Origin of the sequence: Pseudoscardovia radai (assembly GCF_002259605.1) — a bacterium.
In the GTDB taxonomy this organism is placed as follows: Bacteria; Actinomycetota; Actinomycetes; order Actinomycetales; family Bifidobacteriaceae; genus Pseudoscardovia; species Pseudoscardovia radai.
The window spans coordinates 177,744-195,052 of record NZ_MWWR01000004.1 but is presented as its reverse complement, the minus strand read 5'-3'; the positions used below and the strand labels follow the sequence as shown (position 1 = coordinate 195,052).

Annotated in this window: 14 protein-coding genes and 1 pseudogene; 3 read left to right on the top strand and 12 right to left on the bottom strand. The window is 65.8% G+C overall.

Features of this window, described 5'->3' with window-relative positions; all coding sequences use genetic code 11:
• Positions 1–2: 2 nt before the first annotated feature.
• Positions 3–710 carry a VanZ family protein gene (locus PSRA_RS02850; RefSeq protein WP_094660396.1) on the top strand — a complete coding sequence of 236 codons (708 nt, stop codon included), beginning with the start codon at positions 3–5 and terminating at the stop codon, positions 708–710.
• 499 nt (positions 711–1,209) lie between these two features.
• Here the strand turns inward: PSRA_RS02850 and rpmB are convergent, their stop codons facing one another.
• Positions 1,210–1,407 carry a 50S ribosomal protein L28 gene (gene rpmB / locus PSRA_RS02845; RefSeq protein WP_094660395.1) on the bottom strand — a complete coding sequence of 66 codons (198 nt, stop codon included), beginning with the start codon at positions 1,405–1,407 and terminating at the stop codon, positions 1,210–1,212.
• 344 nt (positions 1,408–1,751) lie between these two features.
• On the opposite strand from rpmB, the gene PSRA_RS02840 reads away from it, so the two are divergent.
• On the top strand, positions 1,752–2,678 hold the full coding sequence (locus PSRA_RS02840; protein WP_094660394.1) for a mechanosensitive ion channel family protein: 927 nt from the start codon (positions 1,752–1,754) through the stop codon (positions 2,676–2,678).
• Positions 2,679–3,208: 530 nt separating this feature from the next.
• Here PSRA_RS02840 and PSRA_RS02835 read toward each other — a convergent pair.
• The 11 genes and pseudogenes from PSRA_RS02835 to PSRA_RS09325 all read right to left on the bottom strand — a co-directional run bounded on the left by PSRA_RS02835 (position 3,209) and on the right by PSRA_RS09325 (position 16,440).
• Complete coding sequence (locus tag PSRA_RS02835; protein WP_094660393.1) at positions 3,209–4,366, bottom strand: D-alanine--D-alanine ligase family protein; 1,158 nt, start codon at positions 4,364–4,366, stop codon at positions 3,209–3,211.
• A 194-nt stretch (positions 4,367–4,560) separates the two neighbouring features.
• The gene (locus tag PSRA_RS02830; protein WP_094660392.1) at positions 4,561–5,559 is read right to left on the bottom strand and encodes an NAD(P)H-dependent glycerol-3-phosphate dehydrogenase; all 999 of its coding nucleotides are present in this window, start codon (positions 5,557–5,559) and stop codon (positions 4,561–4,563) included.
• A 175-nt stretch (positions 5,560–5,734) separates the two neighbouring features.
• Positions 5,735–6,610: pseudogene (locus PSRA_RS02825) on the bottom strand (lysophospholipid acyltransferase family protein); the annotation flags it as partial.
• A gap of 225 nt (positions 6,611–6,835) precedes the next feature.
• Positions 6,836–8,158, bottom strand: coding sequence for a UDP-N-acetylglucosamine 1-carboxyvinyltransferase (gene murA, locus PSRA_RS02820; RefSeq protein ID WP_412155690.1), 1,323 nt, complete (start codon positions 8,156–8,158; stop codon positions 6,836–6,838).
• Between the two features lie 249 nt (positions 8,159–8,407).
• Positions 8,408–9,559, bottom strand: a complete 1,152-nt coding sequence (locus PSRA_RS02815) for a tRNA-dihydrouridine synthase (protein ID WP_094660389.1) — start codon at positions 9,557–9,559, stop codon at positions 8,408–8,410.
• A 113-nt stretch (positions 9,560–9,672) separates the two neighbouring features.
• Positions 9,673–10,731, bottom strand: a complete 1,059-nt coding sequence (locus PSRA_RS02810) for a MetQ/NlpA family ABC transporter substrate-binding protein (protein WP_094660388.1) — start codon at positions 10,729–10,731, stop codon at positions 9,673–9,675.
• Positions 10,732–10,824: 93 nt separating this feature from the next.
• Positions 10,825–12,108: a methionine adenosyltransferase gene (gene metK / locus PSRA_RS02805; RefSeq protein ID WP_094660387.1), complete on the bottom strand. Its 1,284-nt coding sequence runs from the start codon at positions 12,106–12,108 to the stop codon at positions 10,825–10,827.
• 75 nt (positions 12,109–12,183) lie between these two features.
• Positions 12,184–12,927, bottom strand: a complete 744-nt coding sequence (locus PSRA_RS02800) for a class I SAM-dependent methyltransferase (RefSeq protein ID WP_158216299.1) — start codon at positions 12,925–12,927, stop codon at positions 12,184–12,186.
• Between the two features lie 1,175 nt (positions 12,928–14,102).
• Positions 14,103–14,786, bottom strand: a complete 684-nt coding sequence (gene leuD, locus PSRA_RS02795) for a 3-isopropylmalate dehydratase small subunit (RefSeq protein WP_094660385.1) — start codon at positions 14,784–14,786, stop codon at positions 14,103–14,105.
• 71 nt (positions 14,787–14,857) lie between these two features.
• Positions 14,858–16,261: a 3-isopropylmalate dehydratase large subunit gene (gene leuC, locus PSRA_RS02790; RefSeq protein ID WP_094660384.1), complete on the bottom strand. Its 1,404-nt coding sequence runs from the start codon at positions 16,259–16,261 to the stop codon at positions 14,858–14,860.
• 11 nt (positions 16,262–16,272) lie between these two features.
• Positions 16,273–16,440 carry a hypothetical protein gene (locus PSRA_RS09325; RefSeq protein ID WP_158216298.1) on the bottom strand — a complete coding sequence of 56 codons (168 nt, stop codon included), beginning with the start codon at positions 16,438–16,440 and terminating at the stop codon, positions 16,273–16,275.
• Between the two features lie 47 nt (positions 16,441–16,487).
• Between PSRA_RS09325 and PSRA_RS02785 the strand changes: the two genes are divergently transcribed.
• Entirely contained in the window at positions 16,488–17,258 is a 771-nt protein-coding gene (locus tag PSRA_RS02785; protein ID WP_094660383.1) for an IclR family transcriptional regulator, read from the top strand.
• Positions 17,259–17,309: the final 51 nt, after the last annotated feature.

The following is a 17,309-nucleotide window of genomic DNA, read 5'->3' as shown; positions in this document are numbered from 1 at the left end:
ACATGAACACACAAACCGAACCGGGCATGACCCCGCGCCGCATCGTCGCCAGCATCGCCGCCTTCATCGCAAGCATGGGCGCGGCACTCGCGCTGTCTGGCACAACCGCCGCCGCGAGCCTGACCTGGTTCTTCGGCACCCGCATCGACGGCACCATCGCCTACCTCGCGCTCGCCGCAATCGCGTCGGCGATTATCGCCTTCGACGCGGCGCATATCGGCGTAGGACTGAGCCGCCGCGCCGCCCGCGGCCAGGTCGCTGCGTATTGCGCGGCGCTCGCAATCATCCTCGTGGGCATGAACCGCTCCATCCCCGCAATCACCCTTGGCTTCAGCGAGCTCACAACCGATTTCGCAACGTCCTCGGCGGTGTGGGCGTGGAATCTCGCGGCCTTCGTGCCGCTGGGCTTCTTCTTCCGCCGCCGCCTCGCCTCCTCGCCCGCCGCGCACGGCGTGGTCCTCGCCGCAATCGCGGGTATCGAGGTGCTGCAGTTCGCGCTGGGACTGGGCGCCGCGAATCTGGTCGACGTGATCGTGCGCTACGTCGGTGTGCTCATCGGCCTGGGACTCGCAACGATCGCCACACGTGCGGGATGGCGCATGGATGCCGGCGCAGGCAGGTATTCCATCGTGCGGCGCCGCGCGACGACGGTTGCGGCTCCGGCCGTGACCGTCGTCCGCGCCTCGATGCCCGCCGTCGCGAGCGCCTGAGTTCGGTAGCTCCGGGCGCTGAGCGGCCGGTTCGGGGCTGTCGGCGTCGGGCCGCTGTGTCACCTCCGTCGCGTTGTGCGCGGCGGAGGTTTTCTTTTCCACGATTTTCCCGACGTTCTCATCCCCCGACCCGGCCAGGACCCGGCCCGACCGGGGTCGAGGTCCTTCACCGTACACAAACACTCACACTGAACCGCCCCGACCCCTCTAAACCCCACCCAGACCAGGGTCAACGGCCTTCACCGCACACGAACACTCACACCGAACGGCCGCGGAGTAGCCGAAGATGGCCGGCGAGGGAAAATCGTGGCTCATGGCGAACAATCCTCGTCACCAACCACCATTCCCGACCCCAAACGACCTGACACCGGGAAAATCGTGGCTCATGGCGAACAATCCTCGCCATGAACCAACCTTCCCCCACCCCAGCCCCTCCCTCGCGCAAAAACAAAAAAGCCCCGGACGAACCGGGGCGAAAGCGTTAAGCCTTATGGGCGTTTCACGCCTTGGCGCGCTGGATCTTGCCAGCCTTCAGGCAAGACGTGCACACGCGAACCTTGACGGTGGTGCCATCAGCGGCGTCGGTGCGAACGGTCTGAAGGTTCGGCAGGAAGCGGCGCTTATTACGGATGTGCGAGTGGGAAACGCTGAAACCGGTCTGCGGACCCTTGCCACACACTGCGCAACGAGCTGCCATGATGGACTCCTCTTGTTAACCTAAGCCTATTGTGCCAGGGACCCCAAGGGGTCTTCCCGAACACACAACGTCACAAAAATACCGCGCCAATCGCAAAAACGCAAATCGACACGCCCCTGCCGAACGTCCATGCATCGCTCAGCCGGCGAATCTATTATGGTCACATCCAACGACCACGGATGGGTTCGGGGAATATCCACGATTGCGCGGTCCTGCCAGCGCCACGAATCCCCATGCCCACCGGCCACCGCGCGCCGCGCCCGCGCGCACCCCGGCCCGTGCCCGCGCGCCCACCCCGCCGACATACAACACCGCCGACACACAACACCGACACAGGAAGCCTCATGATTCCGATCCCAACTGCCGCCCTCTCGACCGCCACCCTCTCCGAGAGCTTCTCCGACTTCGCCACCAGCAACATCGTGGTGCAGTGGTTCCTCGCGAACCTCAACCGCATCATCTTCCTCGTTGTGGCGCTCATCGTCACATGGCTGATCGAGCGCACGGCGAAAACCGCGTTGCGCAGGGCCCTCGACCGCTCGAATATCCCCAGCGCCTCGATTTTCGTGAACTGCGCGCGCATCCTCATCTGGTTCACGTTCCTGCTGGTGGTGCTCAAGCCGGTGTTCGGCATCGAACCGACCACGCTGGTCACCGCTCTGGGCGTCAGCGGCATCGCGCTGTCCTTCGGCCTGAAAGACACCATCGCGAATATCATCGGCGGATTCGGGCTGATGGTCGGCAAGGTGGTGCAGCCGGGCGACATGATCAGCGTGAGCGGCTACACAGGGCGCGTCAAGGACCTCACGTGGCGCAACACGATCGTGGTCTCGCGCGACGGCAACGAGTTCTGGATCCCGAACTCCGTGCTCAACACCGCGGGCCTGACGAAGATGACGAAGGTGAACGAATCGGTCGCCACCGTGGAGTTCACGGTGCGCGGCGACCGCGACCTCGAGGTGGAGGGCCGTCGCCTCGCCGACGCGATCGAGCGCGCGACGGCCGACATGCGCATCGACGGGCATCCGTGCGTGGTGCGGTTTTCCGGATTCTCGCCGTATGGCGCGGAGGGCAAGGCGCTGATTTTCGCCAGGCGCGAGTTCCTGCCGTCGGTTGTGCAGGACCGCGCGGCGCGGGCGATCGCCGGAATGGACTGCCTCGTGGTTGACGGCGCCGCTTCCGTCGGCGGCGATGCGGGCGAAAGCAACGAGGGTGGCGAGAGCGGCGAGAGCGCGAGCGAGGCCAGCGAAAGCGCCGGCGCCCGTTCCTAACAACGATGGCGCCGGCGCCTCATAACAATGTGATGGCTTGCGGACATAATCCACGATTTTTCCGCCCGATTTCCCCCGATTCGGTCCGAAACCCATCACATTGTTCAGGAGGAGGCGCACCACCCCCAAAGTGGGTGCCCGGACACCCGCCCAAGCCCATTTCAACCACCAAACGGGCCCCAAACCCCGCCAAACCGCCCAAAGTGGGTGCCACCACACCCGCCCAACGCCATCCCGACCAAGAAATCGTCTGCCCAAGCCCCCAAACCGCCCAAAGTGGGTGCCCGGACACCCGCCCAAGCCCATTTCGACCACCAAACGGACCCCAAACCCCGCCAAACCACCCAAAGCGGGTGCCGTCGCACCCGCCGAACGCCGATCGGGGCCTGGTTCGCAACAGGGGTACGGCTTGCGGACATTATTGAGGAATTTCGGCCCCTTTTCGAGGCCGATACTGCCCGGAAACCGTACCCCCGTTATGGAGAAGGGGTCGCCAGCCGCCAGCCGCCGGCGCCCCCTCAAACTCCGCGCTAATCGAGGACGCCGTCGATGAGCTGCTCGATCAGGGCCGGGTAGGAGATGCCGCTGGCCTCCCAGGCCTTGGGATACATGGAAATCGGCGTGAACCCGGGCATCGTGTTGATCTCGTTGACCATCACCTCGCCGTCGGGCCTGACGAACGTATCCACGCGGCTCAGGCCCGCGCCGTCCACCGCCGTGAACGCACGCACGGCCACGTCGCGCACCTTCTGCAGCACGTCCTCGGGCAGCTTGGCCGGCACCTCCACGTGCGAGGCCGTGGAATCGGTGTACTTGCTGTCGAAATCGTAGAACTGGTCCTCTTCGGCGGCATGGTCGAGCACGATCTCGCCGGGCCATGCGGGACGCGGCGCCTCGCCCGAACGCGGCGCGAACACGGCGCACTCGATCTCGCGCGCCACGATTCCGGTCTCGATAAGCACGCGCCAATCGTGGTGGCTCGCCTCGAACACCGCGTCGGCGAGCGCCTCGGCGGACTCCTCCTCCACCTTGGTCACGCCGAAGCTGCTGCCGGCACGCGACGGCTTGACGAACAGCGGGTACTCGAGCCCGCCCTCGCGCACGGCCTCGAGCAGCGCCTCTCCGTCGGCGCGGAAACCGCTGGCGGCGTCATAGCGGCGCGTGTCGAACGTGATGCCGGGCGCCACGGGGATGCCCGCCGCCTGCAGCAGGATCTTGGTGTAATGCTTGTCCATGCACCCGGCGGACGCGAACACGCCGCAGCCCACATACGGAACGCCCATCATCTCGAGAAGGCCCTGCACGGTGCCGTCCTCGCCGTATGGTCCGTGGAGCACGGGGAACACCGCGTCGATATGCCCGAGTGACTCGAGGTTCTCGCTCGCGCCGGGAGTGAAGAAGCCCTCGTGCTCGCCAATGAGAAAGCCGTCGCGTCCCTGGCCGATGTTGAGCACGACGGGGCGCGATTCAGGCGTGATCTCGACGGTCGGCATATGCGCGCCGTCCAGTTTGAACGTGCGCGGGTCGGTGCCGCCGTAGACCCAGTGGCCGTCCTTGGTGATGCCGACCGGGATGGCCTCGAACCTCTCGCTGTTCCACGCGTTAAGCACTCCCGCCACGGACACGCAGGAGATGGAGTGCTCGTCGGCACGGCCGCCGTACAGCACCATGATTCGCTTCTTTGCCATGTGTTTCCTCCGATTCGCCGGCTGCCGCCCGCTTCGATAGATGGCCGTATTGTTATCAGGTTTTGTTGCCGCTTCCGATTATCGTCCGCGCCATGACGAAACGCGCCGCGCGGTGCGGCGTGCGGCGGCGTGCGCGTGGCGCGTCATGCGGCGTGCGGCGGAAACACGATATCCCCGCCGCGCGCCCGCACCGTTTACTCCGCCGTCACCCCGCCGGGAAACAGCTCCGAGAGCATCTCCTCGCAGGAGATGCCCTCGCTCAGCACGCGGCTCATGGCACTGGCGAGCGGCGTGGCGACGCCGTAGCGACGCCCGAGCTCCACCACCGCCCCGACGGTGGGCACGCCCTCGGCCACGCCGTTGCTGACGGCCGTGGCCTCATCCACGGTGAGACCCTTGCCGAGGTTCGCGCCAAAGGTGAAGTTACGGCTCAGGGTGCTGCCGCAGGTGGCGATAAGGTCGCCCACGCCCGCGAGCCCGGAGAAGGTGGCGTCGGCGGCGCCGGCGGCGCGGCCGAGCGCACGCAGCTCCGCCAGCCCGCGCGTCTGCACCATGGCGGCGGTGTTCTCGCCGTATCCGGCGCCGCGCACCATGCCGACCGCGAGCGCGGTGACGTTCTTCAGCGATCCGCACATCTCCACGCCGATCACGTCGGCGGAAACGAACAGGTGGAAATACGGCGTGGTGCCGGCTTCGGCCACGAAGCGCGCGGCATCCGGGTTTTCGCTGGCCACGACGGCCGCGGCGGGCTCGCGCGCGGCGACCTGCTTCGAGAGGTTCGGCCCGGACAGGCAGGCGAAGCGGTCGGCGGGCAGCTCGAGCGCCTCGCGCACCACCTCGTCCATGCGCTTGTTGGTGCCGCGCTCTATGCCCTTCATCAAAGACACCACGATGGCGTCGTCGGGCACGAGGCCGCGGAACTGCTCGAGCGCGGTGCGCGCGTACTGCGCGGCGATGGTGACGACGATGATCTTCGCGTGCGCCACGGCCTGCGCGCGGTCGCCGGTGGCGGTCATGGCGTCGGGAAGCCTGTCGACGCTGGGGAGACGCACTTCGTTGCGGTGGTCGCGGTTGATGCCCTCCACGATTTCCGGTTCGATGGCCCACATCGTCACATCGTTGCCCGCATCGGCCATCACCTGGCCGAACGCGGTTCCCCACGCTCCGGCACCCAGCACGGTCACATTCGTCATCTCATCGCTCCTTCGTCTTGTCGCGCGTCTTGTCGCGGCCATCGTGCGTCCTGTCACCCGCAGGTGCCGCCGCACGGCCGGCATCGCGGCCATCGTCTTCCGTCGACCTTAGTCGCGCCTCGAGCTCGTCGCGTCGTGCCACGCCCTCGAGCGTCGTGGGGAAATACTCTCGCGGCACGCGCTGCATGAGGCGGTAGTCCCACACGCCCTCCGCAGGCGGCTCCTCGCCGCGAATCTCGGCCTCGTCGCGCTCCAGCACGGCGCGAATGCGGTTGGTGAGCACCTCCACGTTCACGGACGGCGGCTCCTCGCCCCAGTTTTCGCTGCCTTCGAGCAAATCGGCGTAGTCCAGCCGGTCGCCGTAATGCATCACCACGTTCTTGCGCGGCCACGGCAACAGGTGGTTGATGCTCGCCGCGCCCCACGTGACGCACGGGAACAGCGGCACCTGGTAGCCCAGGCGGCGGCTGGATTCGAGCGCTATGTACGCGGCGCCGTTCTTGCACGTCATGGGCCATTTCTTCGGGTCGCGCGTCAGCGTGCCCTCGGGCCACACGGTGAGCGGCCGGCCGGACGTGATGATGGAGATGGATTCCTCCTCGATGGCCCTGGCCTGCCCCGAATGACGCTTGACCGGCTGCATTCCCACGGTTTTGAGGCCCCAGCCCACGATGGGCCAGTGCGCCATCTCGGCCTTGGCCATGAAGCGCGGACGACGGCCCTGGTCGAACAGGCCGATCATGGGGATGAACACGTCATACAGCGTGATATGCGTGCATGCGGTGATGAAGGGGCCGGTTTCCGGCACGTTCTCGAGGCCCCACGAATAGTTGCGCGAATGCGAGCGCAGGTCGCATTTGACGAGGTCGCGCAGCATGGCGGTCTGGCGCGGGTTCTGCGCCTGGATCTCCGCATCGTTGTCTTTCCTGGGCCCGCACGGGTGCTTCGTGCACGGATTGACCAGATGGTGCTCGCGCCCCAGGCGCTCGACCTGCTCGCGGCTCAGCGGCGTCACGCTGGAGCGCGGCGACGGTTTTCCTTTGGATGCCATGCCCCCTATTGTGCCATGCGGCCGGGAATGCGGTTTTGTGCACGATTCCAAAACACGATGTGCGCCACAATCCGCAGGATGCCCCGAACAGCAGGGCATCCCAGGCATGATATTCCAAGCAATCGCAAACACGAGGGCGGCGGACCGAAGTCCGCCGCCCTCTTCTCGTATCGTTTTATATCGTCTCGAAAACCGATGCCCGAGGCCCGATGCCCGCCGCAGACGCTACTCGATCTCCGCGCCGAGGGCACGGAGCTTGCCGCGGAAGTCGGCGTAGCCACGGTCGATGAGGGAGATGCCGTGCACCGTGGAGGGGCCGGACGCCGCGAGCGCCGCGATGAGGTGGCTGAAGCCGCCGCGCAGGTCGGGCACGTCGATGTCCTGGCCCGTGAGTGGCGTGGGTCCGAAGATCACCGCGGAATGTTCGAAGTTGCGCTGTTGGAAGCGGCAGGGCAGGGAGCCGAGGCATTCGCGGTACAGCTGGATGGTGGCGCCCATCTGCACGAGGGGCTTGGTGAAGCCGAAGCGGTTCTCGTACACGGTTTCGTGCACGATGCTCAGGCCGTTGGCCTGCGTCAGCGCCACGACGAGCGGCTGCTGCCAGTCCGTCATGAAGCCGGGATGCACGTCGGTTTCGATGGCCACGGGCTTAAGGTCCCCGCCCGGGTGCCAGAAGCGGATGCCGTCGTCACGCACCTCGAATTCGCCGCCGATCTTGCGGAAGACGTTGAGGAAGGTCATCATCTCCGGCTGCGTGGCGCCCTTGACGAAGATGTCGCCGCGCGTGGCAAGGGCGGCGGACGCCCAGCTCGCGGCCTCGATGCGGTCGGTCAGGGCCGTGTGCTCGTAACCCTTGAGCTTCTCCACGCCCTCGATGCGGATGGTGCGGTCGACGTCTACGGAGATGATGGCGCCCATCTTCTGCAGCACGCAGATGAGGTCCATGATCTCGGGCTCGATGGCGGCGCCGGAAAGCTCGGTTTTGCCATCGGCGAGCACCGCGGCGAGCAGGGTCTGCTCGGTGGCGCCGACCGAGGGGTACGGCAGGTGGATCTTTGCACCGTGCAGGCCGTCGGGGGCGGTGATGTGGATGCCGTCGGCATGCTCCTTGTTGACGGTGGCGCCGAGGCGACGCAGAGTCTCCAGGTGGAAGTCGATGGGCCGGTCGCCGATGCGGCAGCCGCCGAGCGACGGAATGAACGCCTCGCCCAGACGGTGCAGCAGCGGGCCGGAGAACAGAATCGGAATGCGCGAGGAGCCGGCGAGGGTGTCGACGTCGGCCACGTCGGCCAGGTCGACGTGCGAGGCATCGATGGTGACGATGCCGCGATCGCCATCGAAGGTGACGTTCACGCCGTGCAGGCGAAGCAAGTCGGAGACCACGCGCACGTCGCGGATCTCCGGCACATTCTTGAGCACGGACGTGCCGGGCGCCAGCAATGCCGCGACCATTGCCTTGCTCACGAAGTTCTTGGCGCCGCGGACCTTGATCTGTCCGCTCAGCGGCTTGCCGCCGACCACTCGAAGCACATCGTCTTCAGGCTTGATGTCACTCACTCTTCGTCCAATCACTCTTGCTTGTCTGGGAACTTGCGTCTCAGGGGACTTGCGTCTCAGAACCCTTCTCGGGTCCGCTCCGCGCACCGGCACGCACGACGCGCACCGTATACGTTATCGCTCACACTAGTTTGCCATGCGCCATGCGTCGGTTCGGTGAAAACCGCACGAATTGCTGTGAGCTTAATAACACGATGAAAGCGCGAGGCCAGGGTGGTTCCGCGCCCCGCCGCGTGGCGGTCAGGCCCGTGCGGCTTTAATGTGCCGGGCGAGACGCGGGTTCCACATCGCTCCGGTAGCGCTCATGACGGCGGCGGCACCGGCCTCGCGATAGGCCGCGTAATCGGCGGGCGTCGTCACGCCACCCACGCCCACGATGTCGAAAGACGCCCCCAGACGCTCCCGCACCCCGGCCACGCGCCGCACCATCGTGAGCCCGGCCTCACGGATCGCCGCACCGCACACGCCGGAACGGTCGCGCCCGGCCCCCGGAAGCGCCTGGTTGCCCTGCGCATCCACAAGCCGGCAGGAAATCGTGTTGATCGTGCACAACGCCTGCACCGTGCCATGCGCGGCGGTGCTCCGCACCATCTGCTCGACCTGCTCCTCCTGCGGCAGGTACGCGAGCTTGATCATGAACGGGGTGTCGCCGATCTCGTTCTTCACGGCGTCGCAGATGCGCCCCACGAGCGCCGGATCGTGGCACAGCAGGCGGTTATGCCCCTCGTTCGGGCAGCTTGTGTTCATTTCGATCACCTTTGCGCCGGTCTCCTGCACCAGTCGCGCGGTGGTCACGCAATCGGCGATATACGCCTCGTCGCTCATGCCGGGCGTGCGCGAGCCCTGGAAGCTGCCGACAAGCACCTGACCGGCGCCGGCGTGAGCCACGGCGGCGGCCATGTCGGGCTGCCACACATCCGGGTCCTGCGAAGGCACGCCGAAGGAGTTGGAGATCGAAATGCGCCCCGGATCGGTGCCATAATCCGAATCCGCCAGCACGCCTTCGTCCTTCTCGCTGCCCTCGGGGTCGATGGACGCGCCGCGCGGATGCACCGAGAGCACGTTGGGGAACTGGTTGCACGGCCACGGACGCGAGCGCACGGTTTTGTAGACGGCGATGTCGAAACCCATGAGGAAGGCGGCGTCGGTAAAGCGCGAATTGAGCAAGGGGCCCGCGGGAATGCCGAAGGGCAGGTTGATGGGAAGGCCGAGGAAGGTTTCCGACGATGCTTCCGCGGTTGCGGCGGTTTCGGCGGTTTCGGCGGCCGAAGTCGCAGCGCCCGCGCCGGCCCGGCCTTCAAGTGCCGCGGCGAACGCACCGAACGGCCCCTTCGCGTAATTGTCTTCGTAGCTCAGGTTCACGTCATAGAACGGTGCGTCCATTGCTGCCATCTTCGCTCCTAGCTCCTCGCTTGTGCTTGCCGCCCGCGGCATGGAAATGCCCTGCGCCTCATTATACGAAGCGCAGGGCCTTCCGCCGCGAGCTCAGTACTCGTCAGCACGCATCAGTACTCGAACGCCGGCTCGACCGCGTTCTGGTAGGTGTCAAGGATCGCCTGCGCCACGCGCTGCGAATGGTACGCCTTCACCACCTGCTGGTACGTGGGGTTGTCTTTGTCGGCGGTGCGCGTCGAGATGAGGTTGATATACGGCTTGTACTTGGCGTCGTCGATATCGACCGGCTCGTGGTAGATGGCGTCGTCCACGCTCCAGCCCGCGTCCTGCACATGGTTCGTGTTCGTGATTCCGCCCGCATAATCGGGCAGGAGGCCGATGATGGTCGGCGCATCATTCGGCACGATTTCGATGCCGCTGGGGTTCGAGGCGATGTCGAGCAGGGTCGGGCTCGCCTTGGTGTTGTCGTCGAGCACGATGAGCCCGGCGCTGTCGAGCACCTTAAGCGCGCGGCCGGAGTTCGTCAGGTCGCTCGGGATGGCCACCTTGTCCCCGGCCTTGAACTGGTCGGGGCTCGTGTACTTCTCCGAATACAGGTTGAGCGGCATGATGTAGGTGTCGCCGATCGCGGTGAGGTCCAGGTTGTTCTGGGCGATGTTGTCTTCGAAATACGCGTAATGCTGGAAGGCGTTGATGTCGAGCTCGCCCGACGCGGTCAGCGAGTTCATGGTGGTGCCGTCCTCGAACGACTTGGTCTCGATGGTGATGCCCGCGTTCTCGCTGTTGAGTTCCTCCTGCACCGCCTGCCAGATGGGTTCGTCGGCGCTGCCTGTGATGCCGACGGTCACGACGACGGTGCCTTCCGCGGCGGCTTTGCTGACGGAGCGCTGGTGCAGGTCCGCCGCCACCACGATGGCGACGACCACGAGGGCCGCCACAAGCGCCGCGATAAGGCGGCGGCGCGTATGCGCGGTTCTGGCCGAGACGCGGCGGCCTGCCGTTGCGCCGGCGTCCGATGCATCGTCGGCGGTGGTGTCGAAGATACTCGCCGCGTCGATGATGTGGCCGGCGTCGTCGGCCGGAGTCTGCGGGGTTGCCGTGGTGTCAGTGTTCTCGGTGTGTTCGGTGCTTCCGAGGTTCTGCGAATCGTTGTCTGTTTTCCGTGCCATTCTCTGCTTCTCCGTGTCCTGTCTGGTGCTGAAGCGTCATCATCGTGCGCCATCTCGCCGCGCGCATCCCCGTCGCGCGGCGGGCGCATCGTGTCAGGCCGTGGCGCCCACGCGCTGCGCCTCGGCCACCGGGGCGCCCGCGGCCTTCGCGGCGGGCAGCGTCACCTCGGCGCCTTCCTCGCGCGCGGCCTCGAGAACCGCGTCGCGCAGCGCCTGCACCTTGTCGAGACGCTCCCACGTGAAGTCCGGGTCGTTGCGGCCGAAGTGGCCGTAGGCCGCGGTCTTGTAGTAGATCGGACGCTCAAGGTCGAGCTGTTCGATAATCGACAGCAGGCGGAAGTCGAAGACGCTTTCGACGGCCTTCTGGATCAGCGGGCGCGGCACGGATTCGGTGCCGTAGGTCTCCACGTCGATGGACGCCGGCGCGCCCTGGCCGAGGATGAAGCCGAGCGTCACCTGCACGCGGCGGGCGAGGCCGGCGGCCACGATGTTCTTCGCGGCCCAGCGCGCCGCGTAGGCCTCGGAGCGGTCGGCCTTGTGCGGGTCCTTGCCGGAGAAGGCGCCGCCGCCGTGCGAGCCGATGCTGCCGTAGGTGTCGACCACGATCTTGCGACCGGTCAGGCCGGCGTCGGAATGCGGGCCGCCATGGACGAACGGCGTCTTGTTGATCACGATGGTGGCGTTCGAGTAATCGAGGCCGAACTGGTCGAGCACGGGCACGAGCACCTCGTCATGGACGCGCTGGCGCACCTCTTCGACGGTGATCTCCGGGCTGTGCTGCGTGGAGATGAGCACGGCCTTGAAGCTCAGCGGCTTCGAAAGATCCTCGGTGTACTCCACGATGGTCTCGGTTTTGCCGTCCGGGCGCAGCTCGGGGATGATGCCGTGCTTACGCACGTAGGCGAGGCGCTCGGCGAGCTTGGTTGCCGCCACGTACGGCAGCGGGAGGTACTCGGACGTCTCGTCGGTGGCGTAGCCGACCACGAGGCCCTGGTCGCCAACGAAGGTGTCGAAGAGCTGCTGCTTCTCCTCTTCGCTGTCGGCGTTCTCCTGGCCCCAGCTGCCGACGTTGGAGTCGAAGTCGCGCGGCCACACGTTGTTGATGATGCCGGCGCCGTTCGGGTCGATGCCGGATTCGGCGTCGGTGTAGCCGATTTCCGCGATGGCGTTGCGCGCGATCTCGCTGTGGTTCAGCGTGACGGGCGCGGAGATCTCGCCCTCGAGGGCGACGAGGCCCTCCTTGACCACGGTTTCGACGGCGACGCGGGAGTCGGGGTCCTTGGCGAGGTAGGCGTCGACGATGGCGTCGGAGATCTTGTCGGCGACCTTGTCGGGATGGCCTTCGGTGACGGATTCGGACACGAGATAGCGGGACATGGTGGTTCCTTCTTTCGATGGGTGGTGTGTGGTTTGGTTTGTGTGGTTGCGCTATGGGTCGGATGCTTGGGCGGATCAGGCCTTCTTCGTGGCGATGATGGCCACGTAGTTGCCCTTGTCGTAGCCGGGCACCGGGTCCTCGGGCCTGTCATCCTGGTACGTGGTGTTCGCCAGCACGGTCTGCTTGAACTCGAGATCCGTGAAACCGACCTTCCTGAGGATGTCGATGTAGTACGGGATCACGTGCCAGTTCGGCTTGTACGTGGGCTCGCCGCCCTCCACGAGGTCGAAGAACGCCGTGCCTTCGAGCAGGTCCCGGTACGGTTCGCGGTCGATGCCCGGATTGTTGAGAATCGTCAGCAGCGCGATGCCCAGGGAGCTTTCCTTCGGCACGTCCGACAGAATGAGACGCCCGCCGGGGCGCAGGGCCTCGTAGTTCTTCGTGAACGTCGGCACGAGGTTCTCGTCGTCGATGAATCCGAAGCTGGAGCCGTTGTAGTAAATCGTGTCGAACGACTCGGGCTCGTACGGATATGCCTCGGCGATGCCGGCCCAGGTTTCGAAGCCCTTCTCGCGCAAAGCGGGGAGCAGGGCCTCGGACGGCTCGATGATGAGGTCGACCGAGAAGCCGAACCTGTCGCGCAGCTGCGCCTCCACGTCGCCGGTGCCGGCGCCGATCGACAGCGTGCGGCCGGGAAGCTTGGTGGTCAGGGCCGCCCAGATCAGGCGCAGCCGGGATTCGGTCACGTTCGGGCGCTCGGTGTAGTGACGTTCGAAACGGCCGCGTTCGAAGCCGTCGTTGGTGCCATCGGTGGTCAATGTTCGTCCTTTGGGTATGGGGTTCCACGGCCGGGCCGCGGGCATGCGACGCCGGTCGGAGGGAACGGGATGGGTTGTGGGTTTGCTTGTGGCTGACGATTCCCCCCCCGGCGGGCATTCCCGTCGGGAACAAGCGATGGAAAGAGAAAGCTGCGGGAATCGTCTGGAAAATCGCGGGAAGCGGTGCGGGAAGGAATCCCGCCCGTCTGTTCCCTGGCCGCGCCGTCCTGGCGGCGCATCGGGTGCGGTGCTGCGCAGATAGATGGAAAGAGAGTTTCTTCGCACGATTCGCGAGTCGTGAATCGTATTCGTGCGGCTCGTGCAGCGGCATCCGACGCGGGCTGGATCTTGGTGCGGCGTTCTTGTGCAGGATTTACGATTTACAGTGCCTGCGGCGCCATCATCATGGAGCCGCGCATACACATGTGCATTCGTTGCCCGCCTTTCGCGGAGAGGTCAACGGCGTCGATCATCGACATGCCCATTGAGCGTGACATATGCTGGCTCCTTTCTGTCATATCCGCCGCGCGACGGATCAGGGGTGCGTCGGGTGCGGGCGTTCGGCCCGTGCCGTCGGCATCCGCCTGCGTGCGAAGTGATGTTGTTCGGACCGGGCGCGTGGCGCGCAACGGTGCGGCGTTCGGGCTCCTTGGGGTTTGGCTCCCCCTCTGTTCCTGGGCCTCGAGGCGTCGGGCGGCTCGGGCTGCCGGCATACGGGATGCCGGTCGGCTCGAATGCCGGCTTTCGGCGTTTCGGCTTGTGGCTTGTGCTTTCGAAACGGAATCCGATGCGACCGCTGGCGTGCGACCGTGTGGTCCGGTGTTTTTTGATTTATCCCCTGATGACTTCGAGTATATCCGGTCGGATTCATCTTCGAGGGCCTTCGTCCTAGCCGTTGCTTATACCCCTTCATAACCCCGGGTCGGGCGGAGTCGCAGCCACCGCCAAATCGTCTAAAGTGGGTGCCCAGACACCCGCCCAACGCCATCCGGGGTTCGATTCATAACAATGTGATGGCTTGCGGACAAAAAATGCCATTTGAAGGCCGAAAAACAGCCGAAAATGTCCGCAGCCCATCACATTGTTCGGGGAACGAATGTGATGGGCTGCGAATCGTCAGATCACACGCACGCGCCGCTCACACGCACGCACGCGCGCTAAACCGCCTACTTCGCCTACTTCCGGTCGGACAGCGGACCGGCCCAAGGGGTCTCGGGCACGGGGCGGGCGGACTCGACCGGCACCTCGGGCAGGTGCTTGGCAGGGATCGTCTTGGGCTTGAACGGGAACTTCTCGGCGCGCATCTTCTCGTACGCCACGATGTCGTCCTCGTGCTGCAGCGTCAGATCGATGTCGTCATAACCGTTCATCAGGCGCCAGCGCACGTAATCGTCGACCTCGAACGGCAGCGTCACGTCGCCGCAGGTCACCGTGCGGTCCTCGAGGCTCACGGTCATCTGGCGGCCGGGCTCCTCTTCGAGCAGCTTCCACAGCAGCTCCACGGACTCCTGCGGCATGATGGCCGCGAGTACGCCGTTCTTGGCGGTGTTGCCGTAGAAGATGTCGGCGAAGCGCGACGAGATCACCACGCGGAAGCCGTAGTCATGCAGCGCCCACACGGCGTGCTCGCGCGAGGAGCCGATGCCGAAGTCCGGCCCGGCCACGAGAATCTTGCCGTCCTTGTACGGGTCCTGGTTGAGCACGAAGTTCGGGTCGCGGCGCCACGCGTAGAACAGCGCGTCCTCGAAGCCGGACTTCTTCACGCGCTTGAGGAACACGGCCGGGATGATCTGGTCGGTGTCGACGTTCGAGCGGCGGAGCGGCACTCCCGTGCCTGTTACGACGGTCAGCTTTTCCATAGGTTTTCCTTCACATTCTCACGATTCACGATTTTCGATTCGCTCTTCACGATTGCCGCACGCACCGCGCGTCACAGATCGGCGGGCTCGCTGATCGTTCCGCGAATGGCGGTCGCGGCGGCGACGGCGGGCGACGCGAGATGCGTGCGCGACCCCTTGCCCTGGCGGCCTTCGAAGTTGCGGTTCGACGTGGAGATGGAGCGCTCGTCGGCCACGAGCTTGTCGGGGTTCATGCCCAGGCACATGGAGCAGCCGGCGTTGCGCCATTCGGCGCCGAAGTCCTTGAAGATCCTGTCGAGGCCCTCCTTCTCCGCCTGGATGCGCACGCGGGAGCTGGCGGGCACCACGAGCACGCGGTGGATGGAATCGGCCTTGTGATGGCCCTTCATCACGGCCGCGGCCGCGCGAAGGTCCTCGATGCGGCCGTTCGTGCAGGAGCCGATGAACACGGTGTCGACCGGAATCGACTTGATCGGCTGGCCGGCCTTGAGGTCCATGTACTGCAGGGCTCGCTTGGCGGCGGCACGCTGCGTCTCGTCGGTGAAGGACTCGGGATCGGGCACCACGGAGTCGATCGGCACGCCCTGGCCGGGGTTGGTGCCCCAGGTGACGAAGGGCTTGAGGTCCTCCGCCTCGAGCGTGACCTCCTTGTCGAACACCGCGTCATCGTCGCTCTTCAGCGTCTTCCAGTACTCCACGGCCTTGTCCCACATCTCGCCTTCCGGAGCGTGCGGACGGCCCTTGAGGTACTCGAAGGTCACCTCGTCGGGCGCGATCATGCCAGCGCGGGCACCCGCCTCGATCGACATATTGCAGATCGTCATGCGGGCTTCCATGCTGAGCTTGCGGATGGCGGAGCCGCGGTATTCGATGACGTGGCCCTGGCCGCCGCCCGTTCCGATCTTGGCGATGATGGCGAGGATGATGTCCTTCGCGGTCACGTCCGGCGGCAGCTCGCCGTCGACATTCACGGCCATCGTCTTGAACGGCTTGAGCGACAGCGTCTGCGTGGCGAGCACATGCTCCACCTCGGACGTGCCGATGCCGAAGGCGAGCGCGCCGAACGCGCCGTGCGTGGAGGTGTGGGAGTCGCCGCACACGATGGTCATGCCCGGCTGGCTGAGGCCGAGCTGCGGGCCCACCTGGTGCACGATGCCCTGGTCGGGATCGCCGAGCGCGTGGAGACGCACGCCGAATTCCTTGCAGTTCTGCGCAAGCGTGCTCAGCTGAAGGGCCGACGTGGGGTCGGGGTTCGGCTTGTCGATGTCGACGGTCGGGGTGTTGTGGTCGGTCGTTGCCAGCGTCAGCTCCACGTGACGCGGCTTGCGCCCGGCAAGTCGCAGGCCTTCGAAGGCCTGCGGGCTCGTGACTTCGTGCATGAGCTGCAGGTCAATGAAGATAAGGTCAGGCGCGCCGTTCTCACCCTTGCGGACGAGATGGTCGTTCCATACTTTCTCGGCCAGCGTTGTTCCCATCGGGGACCTCCTCAGTTCCGGGCATGCCGCGCCGCTTCGTTTCCGGAGCCTTCCGGATCGACGATTTTCCGGATGTTTCCGGGCTTTTCCCGCCCATCCGGGCCGGCCGTCAGGTACAGTCGGCGATGGCCGCGACGCATGCCCATGTTGTTCCACACCGATTGTGCTGCCGCTTTCACATGTCAAACTTTTGCATTTCACATAATGAGATGGCATACTGTTCCGTATGGCTTCCCAAACCTCCACTATGTCAACACAACCAAAAGAAGTTCATTCCGGCGTCGGCGTGCTCGATAAGACGACTCTTATCCTAGATGCACTCGAACGCGGACCGGCCACGCTTGCCCAACTGGTGAACGAGACGGGACTGGCGCGCCCCACGGCGCATCGTCTGGCGATGGCGCTCGAATGCCATCGTTTCATCGTGCGCGACCAGCACGGACGCTTCACCCTCGGCTCTCGTTTCGCCGAGCTTGCCGCGGCCGCCGGCGAGGATCGCCTTCTGACCGCCAGCGAGCCGATTCTGCAGACGCTGCTCGACCGCACGGGCGAATCCGCGCAGATCTACCGCCGCCAGGGCGACATGCGCGTATGCATCGCCTCCGTCGAGCGCGCCTCCGGCCTGCGCGATTCCATCCCCGTCGGCGCCATGCTGTCGATGGAGGCCGGCTCGGCCGCGCATATCCTGCTCGCGTGGGAGGACCCCGAGCAGATGCACCAGGGCCTGCGCCACTCGCGCTTCACCGCCGCGACGCTCAACGCCGTGCGCAAGCGCGGATGGGCGGAGTCGGTGAACGAACGCGAGCATGGCGTGTCGTCCGTGTCGGCGCCGATCCGCAACGCCGCCGGGCAGGTGATCGCCGCCATCTCAATCTCCGGGCCGACCGACCGCATGGGCATGACGCCGGGCCGCCACTTCGCGCCGCTCGTCATGAGCGCCGGCAAATACCTCAGCGACGCCCTCGCCAAGGCCCAGGGCGGTTACCAGTTCCACTGAGGTCCACCGGGGTCCACGATTCACGATGTGCGCATCGTCGACCCCGGCGCA

Excerpts from the sequence above, each read along its gene's own strand:
- PSRA_RS02830 (WP_094660392.1), bottom strand. The coding sequence starts at position 5,559 with ATGACGAATGTGACCGTGCTGGGTGCCGGAGCGTGGGGAACCGCGTTC.
- metK (WP_094660387.1), bottom strand. The coding sequence starts at position 12,108 with ATGTCCCGCTATCTCGTGTCCGAATCCGTCACCGAAGGCCATCCCGAC.
- PSRA_RS02840 (WP_094660394.1), top strand. The coding sequence starts at position 1,752 with ATGATTCCGATCCCAACTGCCGCCCTCTCGACCGCCACCCTCTCCGAG.
- leuC (WP_094660384.1), bottom strand. The coding sequence starts at position 16,261 with ATGGGAACAACGCTGGCCGAGAAAGTATGGAACGACCATCTCGTCCGC.
- PSRA_RS02785 (WP_094660383.1), top strand. The coding sequence starts at position 16,488 with ATGGCTTCCCAAACCTCCACTATGTCAACACAACCAAAAGAAGTTCAT.
- PSRA_RS02815 (WP_094660389.1), bottom strand. The coding sequence starts at position 9,559 with ATGGCAGCAATGGACGCACCGTTCTATGACGTGAACCTGAGCTACGAA.
- PSRA_RS02810 (WP_094660388.1), bottom strand. The coding sequence starts at position 10,731 with ATGGCACGGAAAACAGACAACGATTCGCAGAACCTCGGAAGCACCGAA.
- leuD (WP_094660385.1), bottom strand. The coding sequence starts at position 14,786 with ATGGAAAAGCTGACCGTCGTAACAGGCACGGGAGTGCCGCTCCGCCGC.
- rpmB (WP_094660395.1), bottom strand. The coding sequence starts at position 1,407 with ATGGCAGCTCGTTGCGCAGTGTGTGGCAAGGGTCCGCAGACCGGTTTC.
- PSRA_RS02835 (WP_094660393.1), bottom strand. The coding sequence starts at position 4,366 with ATGGCAAAGAAGCGAATCATGGTGCTGTACGGCGGCCGTGCCGACGAG.
- PSRA_RS02850 (WP_094660396.1), top strand. The coding sequence starts at position 3 with ATGAACACACAAACCGAACCGGGCATGACCCCGCGCCGCATCGTCGCC.